The following is a 9,390-nucleotide window of genomic DNA, read 5'->3' as shown; positions in this document are numbered from 1 at the left end:
CCGATGCCAGAGGTCTGGCATCGGATTTTCGATGAAGCCTTGCTGAGACTCAAATACTTAAGTGAACAGCATTACGCTGCATGAGCGGGGTTTTTTATCACGCCAACTGAGGCTGTACGCTCACAGGCTTGAGCGGCAGCAGCGGCGCGTGGGGATCCGCGCTCACCGATTGACGCCAGGCTTGCAGCCATTCGGGGTGGCCTTCACTCCAGATCTGCTCATGCAGTCGACCCAATGCCACCGGGTCACTCAGCAATTGCACACGCTCATCGTTGTTCAAGCCCTGCGGCCCGACCTTCAAGGCGTGACGAACCCGCTCTACCCGCAGCCATTCGATGGGCTCGGCCTGACCGTGACGCGAGGTCGCCAGCGCGCACGCCAGGGCGTTCTGCTGCGGATCGACCACCGACCGGACGAAGCCGTCGTTCAGTGCGTGATAACGGTTTTCGTGGGTGTACTGGTCTGTCGCCAGCAGCGCCTGCGGCGGATTGTATTCCTCAGGGATCAGGAACAGGCTTTCGTCACGGGACTTCAAGCCCAGACCGACACGGCTGGAAATCACCGACACCGGAATCGACAGCATCAACGAACCGACAATCGGCACCAGCCACCACAGGAAGCTCGGGTTCAGCCAGATCACCAGCAAGGCCCAGAAGAAGCCCAGCAAGGTCTGCGGACCGTGGCGCTTGACCGCTTCGCTCCATGGCGTGGAATCGTCGTCACGTTGAGGCGAGTTCCAGGTCGCGGCCCAGCCGAGGAACGCGGCCAGTACGAAACGGGTGTGGAAAATCATCCGCACCGGCGCCAGCAGCATGGAGAACAGGACCTCCAGCAGCATCGACATCGTCACCTTGAACTTGCCACCGAACTCTTTCGCACCCTTGGCCCAGATCAGAAGGATGCTCAACAGCTTCGGCAGGAACAGCAGCACGATGGTCGTGGAGAACAGCGCCACAGCCTTGTCCGGATGCCATTGCGGCCACAGCGGATACAGCTGTCGCGGCTCCATGAAGTATTGCGGTTCCATCAGCGTGTTGACCGCCAGCAGCGCCGTCGACAGCACGAGGAAGAAGAACCACAACGGCGCCGACAGGTAAGACATCACGCCGGTCAGGAACACCGCCCGGTGAACCGGGTGCATGCCCTTGACCAGGAACAGGCGGAAGTTCATCAGGTTACCGTGACACCAGCGACGGTCACGCTTGAGTTCGTCCAGCAGGTTGGGCGGCAGTTCTTCGTAGCTGCCCGGCAAATCGTAGGCAATCCATACGCCCCAGCCGGCACGGCGCATCAGCGCTGCTTCAACGAAGTCGTGGGACAGAATCGCACCGGCGAAAGCACCCTTGCCCGGCAACGGCGCCAGGGCGCAGTGCTCGATGAATGGCTTCATGCGGATGATCGCGTTGTGGCCCCAGTAGTGGGATTCACCCAACTGCCAGAAGTGCAGACCGGCGGTAAACAACGGACCGTACACACGCGTCGCAAACTGCTGCATGCGCGCATACAGGGTGTCCATGCCCGACGCACGCGGCGCGGTCTGGATGATCCCGGCGTCCGGTGTGGCTTCCATCAGGCGCACCAGGCTGGTCAGGCATTCGCCGCTCATCACGGAGTCCGCGTCGAGCACGACCATGTACTTGTAGTCACCGCCCCAACGACGGCAGAAGTCGTCGAGGTTACCGCTTTTACGTTTCACGCGACGGCGACGGCGGCGGTAGAAGATCTTGCCGAAGCCACCGGCTTCGCGACAGACATCCAGCCAGGCTTGCTGCTCGGCAACGCAAATGTCGGCGTCGTTACTGTCGCTGAGGACGAAGAAGTCGAAGCGATCCAGGTCACCCGTGGCCGCTACCGATTCAAACGTTGCCCGCAGACCGGCAAATACACGCGGCACGTCTTCGTTGCAGATCGGCATCACCAATGCGGTGCGCGCATCCTTCGGAATCGGCTCATTACCGGCACTTTTACCGGAGATGCGGTATTTATCGTGCCCGGTAAGCAATTCAAGGAAGCCCATCAACGCGGTCCAGAAACCGGCCGACACCCAGCAGAACAGAATCCCGAACAGAATCAGGATGCTGGTTTGCAGGGCATATGGCAGCACTTGCGTGGCGGTTTGCAGCAGCGGTTGATGCAGCACTTCGTTGAGGTCGACGAACGACCAGCCCTGGTACGGCATGATGCCTTTCATGTACCAGCCGGCGACGATGGTCTGACCGAGCATCAACACCAGCAGAATGTAGCGACGGATCGAACCCACGGTGCGCCAGCGAGCTGCCGGCAGCACACGTTCATCTTTCGGCGGTGCCGGCGGATTGGTGCGACCGGTCAGACGACGCCAGCCGCGCACCAGAATGTTGGTGCGCCACGGCTCCGGCACGACTTTGGTCCGACGGATCGGCGGGGTCGCCTTGAGGCAAACCCGACCACTGGCGTCGACCGCCAGCATTTCCGCTTCTTCCAGTTCTTGCGCAGTGTTCAGGGTCAAGCGACGGCCTACCGAGGCTTGGGCAGCCTCGGTCGGAGCGTCGAACGTCGAGGACGACAGACGCTGGTGCAATTCGCTGAAGGACTGGCAGCCCGCGAGTTCCGCGCGCTGCTCGTCGGTCATCGGTAGATGCGCCAGATACTCGGCAAGCGTCTCTGGCTGTACTTGAGAATTACTCATCGGCAGACAACTGATAGCTCCAGGTCTCGGTCAGGACTTCTTCAGTCGATCCCGATTCCGGTGTGGCTGGGGCCGCGTCGGCAGCCACTGGCTGCTTGGCGTCTTTATTAGCCTTGTCCTTGGCATCTGCAACCGGCTTGGCATCGGCCTGCTTGGCCTCTGCCTGCTTGGCTTCCTTGTCGGCTTTTTCCTGTTGCTTGGCGGCAACCTTGTCGGCTTTGGCGACAGACGAATTCGAGGCTGGAATCGACGTCTTGGCCAAGTCTGCCGGCACGATGTTCTGCACCAGCGCCGCGCGCATTTCGGTGGCTTTTCCTGCGTCCTTGATCTTCATGCGCAGCGTCAGGCGCCAGCCCTTGGTTTCAGGGTTGTAACGCACGCTATTCTCGACCAGTTCGGCGTTGTCGCCCACGCTGACCTGGCTGCGAACGTCCGCATCCGGTGGCAATGCCGCCAGGGACGGGCCTTCGAAGTCCACCAGATAAGCAACGCTGCCGTCCGGCTGACGGATCAGGTTGGACTGTTTAACGTCACCAGTGGAGCGCAGGGTCTGTTTGACCCAGGCACTGTCAGGTGCGTGAATCGCGGACTCGTCCATGGTCCAGTGCATACGATAAGCGACATCGAGCGGCTGGCCAGGCTCCGGCAGTTTTTCCGGGTTCCAGAAAGCCACGATATTATCGTTGGTTTCGTCGGCGGTCGGAATCTCGACCAGATCCACGGTACCTTTGCCCCAATCACCCTTCGGCTCGATCCAGGCGCTTGGGCGCTTGTCGTAGCGGTCGTCGAGGTCTTCGTAGTGGCTGAAATCACGGCCACGTTGCAGCAGACCAAAACCACGCGGGTTCTCGACCGAGAAGTTGCTCACCGACAGATGTTTCGGGTTGTTCAATGGACGCCAGATCCACTCGCCGTTGCCGGCATGGATCGCGAGACCGCTGGAATCGTGCAGTTCACGACGGTAGTTCAGCACTTTCGAAGGCTGGTTGGCGCCGAACAGGTACATGCTGGTCAATGGAGCAACACCCAGCTTGCCAACCTTGTCGCGCAGGAACATCTGCGCCTTGACGTCGACAATGGTGTCGCTGCCCGGACGCAGGGTCAGACGATAGGCACCGGTTGCACGTGGCGAATCCAGCAGGGCGAAAATCACCAGGTGTTTGTCACCCGGCTTTGGCTGTTGAATCCAGAACTCGGTGAAACGCGGGAATTCTTCGCCGGATGGCAACGCGGTATCAATCGCCATGCCGCGAGCAGACAAACCATAGACGTGGCCCTTGCCGACGACGCGGAAATAGCTCGCGCCGAGCATGGTCATGATTTCGTCTTGCTTGTCAGCCTTGTTGATCGGGTACAGCACCCGGAAACCGGCATAACCCAGTTGCTCGGTGGCCTTAGGATCGAACTTCACGTCGCCGAAATCGAAACGACTTGGGTCGTATTTGATTTCTTCGACGGAGTTAGCCGTGATTTCGTTGATTTTCACTGGCGTATCGAAATGCATACCCTGGTGATAGAACGACAGCTTGAATGGGGTTTTCTGATCGGCCCATTCGGCTTTTTCGGTCAGGAAACGAATTTTCTGATAGTCCGCGAATTTCATCTCGCGGAACTCGTTCGGCAGGTTACTGCGCGGAGCTTCGTATTTTTGTGCGGCCAGCTCTTTTGCCTTGACCGACACATCCTCCAGATTGAATGCCCAAAGCTGGCCGGCGCTGAATAGGCAGAGCAGTGCAGAGCCCGCTACCAGAGCGCTTCGGAACCGTTTGGCAGTCAATTTTGGTGCATTACAGGGACTAACAATCACGAGCAACCCTCGCCGAAAACAGATCAAAAAACCAACGGCCAGTTGAAGGGTTTGCACGGTCAACGGCATGAAAAAACCGACCTTGCAAACCACTCTTGCCAAGTTGGCGAGCATTGTTCCGACTCCGATGGGGCTAAATGATTCCCCAAACGGTCCAGGACAAGTCTCTACCTAAGTCAAAATGGACCAACGAACGCCGATCCCCGTAGCGCGCGATTATCTAGTAGGCCGCGTTACAACGCATCAGGCGCAACAAAGTATTTCTCGCGAAAAACGCCTGTTTACAGTCGAAAAGCCCTTAAAAAGTTGTTTCAAGCGCTTTCAGGTCTGTAACAGGAAGGTTACCGGGCCATCGTTGACCAGGTGCACCTGCATATCCGCGCCGAATCTACCTGATGCCACAGTGCCATGCACCTGTTTCGCTTTGCCTAATAGATAGTCGAATAGCTCCTCACCCAACGCGGGAGGGGCCGCGGTCGAAAAACTCGGACGCAGCCCGCTTTTTGTGTCAGCGGCCAGGGTGAACTGTGAGACCAGCAGCAACCCTCCACCGACATCCGCCAGGGACAGATTCATCTTGCCCTCGGCGTCGCTGAATACCCGATAGTTAAGCAGCTTATTCAAAAGTTTGTCGGCGCTGGCCTGAGTATCCTCGGGCTCGACGGCGACCAGTACCAGCAACCCCTGGTCGATCGCCCCCACCACTTCCCCCGCAACCTCGACTCGCGCACCTCGTACGCGTTGCAACAGCCCCTTCATGCTTCTTCGGGCGGCAGGTCGAGCAAGCGGCGCGCCATCTGGCCGGCGGCCCGAACCAGCGCATCGGTGATGCCCGGTTCGGCGGCGGCATGGCCGGCGTCACGGATGATCTGCAATTCACTGTTCGGCCAGTTCTGGTGCAATTCCCAGGCGTTATCCAGTGGGCAAATCACATCGTAGCGACCGTGGATGATCACACCGGGCAAATGGGCAATCTTGCCCATGTCACGGATGAGCTGGTTGGGCTCAAGGAAGGCATTGTTGGTGAAGTAGTGACATTCGATGCGTGCAATCGACAACGCACGCTGAGGCTCCGAGAAGCGATCGACCACCAGCGGGTTCGGACGCAACGTCGCGGTCCGGCCTTCCCACGTGGACCAGGCCTTGGCCGCATGCATCTGGGCAATCTGGTCGTTGCCGATCAGGCGCTTGTGGAAAGCGCTGAGCAAGTCGCCCCGCTCGTCCAGCGGGATCGGCGCAATGTAGTCCTGCCAGTAATCGGGGAACAGACGGCTGGCGCCTGCCTGGTAGAACCACTCGATTTCCTGCGGACGGCAGAGAAAGATCCCGCGCAGGATCAGGCCGTGGACACGCTCCGGATGGGTTTGCGCGTAGGCCAGCGCCAGGGTCGAACCCCAGGAGCCGCCAAACAGCACCCATTTGTCGATGCCCAGATGCTTGCGAATTCGCTCAAGGTCGGCGACCAGATCCCAGGTGGTGTTGTTTTCGAGGCTGGCGTGAGGGGTGGAGCGACCGCAACCACGCTGGTCAAAGGTGACAATGCGATACAGGTTTGGATCGAAATACCGACGGCTCTGGGCATCACACCCGGCGCCGGGGCCGCCGTGGATGAACACCACCGGCAAACCTTCCGGTGAACCGCTTTCGTCGACATAGAGCGTATGGGTGTCATCGACGGCCAGATCGTGCCGGGCGTGGGGTTTGATCTGTGGGTACAAAGTCTGCATTGCGCGCTCCGTAAGGGGTCGAGGTCATCCCTGGGGGGACTTCTATTATTCTGCCGTCCGGCATCATAAACCCGAATTACGTCAATGAGCATGCCCCTTGCAGCGTCAGAGTCTGTCAGCCAAAAACCCGAGCAGCGTTTCATAGAGTGCGTCGACCTCGGCGACCTGGCCGCGTGCGCGCAAACAGCCGTGAACCAGCCCTTCGCCGTAGTACAACGTGGTGTCCACGCCGGCGGCTTCCAGTTGCTCGGCGTACAGCACGCCGTCATCGCGCAGCGGGTCGAATTGCGCGACGGCAATCAAGGCCGGCGGCAGTCCACCGAAATATCCGGCGAGCAACGGCATGGCATAGGCGCCCGGCCGTCGGCTGCCGCGCAAGTACAAGGCGTGATAGCAATCGACATCGCTGCTGCTGAGTAACGGCGCATCGATACATTCGCTGCGCGATGGCGACTGTTGATCGCCGCCCAGTCCCGGATAGATCAGGACCTGCGCAGCGGGCAGTGGTTCGTGGGCATCGCGCAGCGCCAGGCACAATGCCGCCGCCAGATTGCCGCCGGCACTGTCTCCCATCACCAGCGTCCGTTCGGGATCAAGCTGGAACGGCCCGGTGCGCAACGCGCGCCAGACCTTGAGGCAATCATCGAACCCCGCCGGATACGGATGCTCCGGCGCCAGACGGTAATCAACGGCAATCACCAATACGCCAAGTGTCGAGGCGAGCTCGGCACAGATGAAGTCGTGGGAATCCAGATCGCCGACCACCCATCCGCCACCGTGCAGATACACAATGCACGGGCATGCATCGGACGATGGCGTGGCGTGTGGCTGGTAAGACCTGACGGCCACACCGGCCAAAGCGAAATCGACGACGTAGAGCCCTTCAGGACGTGGCGGGGTGAACGCCCGGCACATCTCGCTGTAGGCCAGGCGCAAACCGGCGAGGCTGGTGTCGGTGCTGTTGAAGCTGACGGTCTTCTCGACGAAGGCCGTCATCTGTTCGGAAAGCGGGTAGGTAGTCATGAGCCTGGTGCCAGTTCGTTCAGGGAGGCTAAAACCACTATGTGGGAGCGAGCCTGCTCGCGAAGGCGGAGGGACAGCCACCATTAATGTCGTCTGACACACCCTCTTCGCGAGCAGGCTCGCTCCCACAATTCGTGCATCTGAACTCAGTTTTTCAAAGTGGCCTGTACGGTTGCGACGCCATCCTTGCCATCAAAACTGGACACGCCCGCCAACCACCGCTGCAAATCTTCCGGGTGATCACGCAACCATTGCCTGGCCACGTCCTGCGGTGTCTTGCGCTCCATGATCGGCACCATCAACTGACTTTCCTGGGACGCGGTAAACGTCAGGTTTTCCAGCAGACGGTTGACGTTCGGGCAACGCTGGGCGTAATCCGGTGCGGTAACGGTGGAAACGGTCGCCGCGCCTTCGTTCGGCCCGTACACGTCTTCACTGCCGGTCAGGTAGGCGATCTTCATGTTGATGTTCATCGGGTGCGGCGTCCAGCCGACGAACACCACGAATTCCTTGCGATTCACCGCCCGCTGCACGGCGGCCAGCATGCCGGCCTCACCAGACTCGATCAGTTTGAAATCCTTCAAGCCAAAGTGATTGGTCTCGATCATGGTTTTGATCGTGGTGTTGGCGCCGCTACCCGGCTCGATGCCATAGATCTTGCCACCGAGCTGATCCTTGAATTTTGCGATATCAGCGAAGGTTTTCAATCCAGCGGCGGCCACGTAATCAGGCACCGCGAGCGTCGCCTGGGCATCGGCCAGGCTCGGCTTGTCCATGACTTTCACTTGATTGGCGGCCACGAACGGCGCGATGTTTTTGTCCATCGCCGGTTTCCAGTAACCGAGGAAGATGTCGAGGCGCTTGTCGCGGATGCCGGCGAAGATGATTTGCTGCACGGCGCTGGTTTGCTTGCTTTCGTAGCCGAGGCCATTGAGCAGCACATCGGCCATGCCACTGGTGGCAATGACATCGGTCCAGTTGACCACGCCCATGCGCACGGCTTTGCAGGAAGCATCGTCACTGGCCAGGACGCTGGTGCTCAGAAGAGCCGTGCCGCAGAGGATTGAGAGACAGCGGGTGAACAGTCTTTTCATCGGGAGAGTCTCGTGCGGCAGATTATTGTGAGGGCCGGTGTCTTCGTGCACCGTGCTCAGCACATTACGCAGCAGCGAGAGGGTAAAAGCGAACTGTGGCGACCGAGATTTGCACGGTGGCGACAGTCCTGTCAGGTGTCGAAGTGAACGCCAAACCAATGTGGGAGCGAGCCTGCTCGCGAAAGCGGTGGATCAGCCGACATTGATGTCACTGATAAACCGCCTTCGCGAGCAGGCTCGCTCCCACAGGGTTTTGTGTAAGGTTTTAGCGTTTGTAGTGGGTTTTGCCCCAGGCCAGCAGGCCTTGCAGCAATTCCTTGAGTACCACTTGCGTCGGCGCAGCCAGATCCGGGCGATAGCGGAACGGCTCGAATTCTTCCATGTACGTGCACTGGCCCAACTCCAGTTGCACCGCATGAATATTTTCGGCCGGGTTACCGTAATGCCGGGTGATGTGACCGCCCTTGAAACGACCGTTCAGCACATGGCTGTAATCGGTGTGCTTCGCGCAGATCGCTTCCAGTTGAGTCGCCAACTGCGGATCGCAACTGGCGCCATTGAAGGTACCGAGGTTGAAGTCCGGCAGTTTGCCGTCGAACAGGTGCGGGATGATCGAGCGGATCGAGTGCGCGTCGAACAACAACGCATAACCGAACTCGGCTTTCAGTCGCGCCAGTTCGTTCTGCAAGGTCATGTGATACGGCGTCCAGATCTGCTCCAGCCAGGTGGCGCGTTCTGCTTTCGAAGGCTCCAGCCCTTCGCGAAACAATGGAATGCCATCGAACAGCGTCGCCGGGTACAGACCAGTGGTCGCGCCGACATACAAAGGCTTGTCGTCGGAAGGCCGGTTCAGGTCGATCACGAATCGCGAATACTCGGCCGCCAGCGTGCTCGCGCCCAACTCGGCGGCAAACTCGTAGAGCTGCGGAATGTGCCAGTCGGTGTCCGGCAGGCTGCGGGCGTCGGGGATCAACCCGGCTTCAACCGCCGGGGTCAGGCGCAGGCCGGCGTGGGGCATGCTGATCAGCAGCGGCACGCGGCCTTGTTTGAAGTTCAGAACCTTATCCACAA

7 protein-coding genes are annotated in these 9,390 nt (G+C 59.6%); all 7 read right to left on the bottom strand.

Translation table 11 applies throughout. The features are described 5' to 3' along the window. Positions 1-97 precede the first annotated feature (97 nt). Positions 98-2,668, bottom strand: a complete 2,571-nt coding sequence (gene mdoH, locus AC07N8_RS24835) for a glucans biosynthesis glucosyltransferase MdoH (protein ID WP_493146102.1) — start codon at positions 2,666-2,668, stop codon at positions 98-100. Then, on the bottom strand, positions 2,661-4,475 hold the full coding sequence (locus tag AC07N8_RS24830; protein WP_483840983.1) for a glucan biosynthesis protein G: 1,815 nt from the start codon (positions 4,473-4,475) through the stop codon (positions 2,661-2,663). Before AC07N8_RS24830 ends, mdoH begins: the two co-directional genes overlap by 8 nt. 321 nt (positions 4,476-4,796) lie before the next feature. Continuing rightward, complete coding sequence (dtd, locus tag AC07N8_RS24825; protein WP_493146104.1) at positions 4,797-5,234, bottom strand: D-aminoacyl-tRNA deacylase; 438 nt, start codon at positions 5,232-5,234, stop codon at positions 4,797-4,799. Further along, entirely contained in the window at positions 5,231-6,202 is a 972-nt protein-coding gene (gene pip / locus AC07N8_RS24820; RefSeq protein ID WP_483840982.1) for a prolyl aminopeptidase, read from the bottom strand. The genes dtd and pip overlap by 4 nt, the downstream gene beginning before the upstream one ends. 105 nt (positions 6,203-6,307) lie before the next feature. Further along, positions 6,308-7,225: an alpha/beta hydrolase gene (locus tag AC07N8_RS24815; protein ID WP_493146107.1), complete on the bottom strand. Its 918-nt coding sequence runs from the start codon at positions 7,223-7,225 to the stop codon at positions 6,308-6,310. Between the two features lie 146 nt (positions 7,226-7,371). Then, positions 7,372-8,319, bottom strand: coding sequence for a choline ABC transporter substrate-binding protein (locus AC07N8_RS24810; RefSeq protein WP_483840980.1), 948 nt, complete (start codon positions 8,317-8,319; stop codon positions 7,372-7,374). Positions 8,320-8,584: 265 nt separating this feature from the next. Then, the gene (hutG, locus tag AC07N8_RS24805) at positions 8,585-9,388 is read right to left on the bottom strand and encodes an N-formylglutamate deformylase (protein ID WP_493146109.1); all 804 of its coding nucleotides are present in this window, start codon (positions 9,386-9,388) and stop codon (positions 8,585-8,587) included. Positions 9,389-9,390: the final 2 nt, after the last annotated feature.

The sequence above is a fragment of the Pseudomonas sp. GW821-FHT10C09 genome, assembly GCF_059415465.1.
Note: the sequence above shows the minus strand (reverse complement) of the source record. Positions and strands in the feature narration are given on the sequence as shown.

Bases quoted from the DNA above. Each gene is read 5' to 3' on its own strand.
- mdoH (WP_493146102.1), bottom strand. From the start codon at position 2,668: ATGAGTAATTCTCAAGTACAGCCAGAGACGCTTGCCGAGTATCTGGCG.
- dtd (WP_493146104.1), bottom strand. From the start codon at position 5,234: ATGAAGGGGCTGTTGCAACGCGTACGAGGTGCGCGAGTCGAGGTTGCG.
- pip (WP_483840982.1), bottom strand. From the start codon at position 6,202: ATGCAGACTTTGTACCCACAGATCAAACCCCACGCCCGGCACGATCTG.
- AC07N8_RS24815 (WP_493146107.1), bottom strand. From the start codon at position 7,225: ATGACTACCTACCCGCTTTCCGAACAGATGACGGCCTTCGTCGAGAAG.
- AC07N8_RS24810 (WP_483840980.1), bottom strand. From the start codon at position 8,319: ATGAAAAGACTGTTCACCCGCTGTCTCTCAATCCTCTGCGGCACGGCT.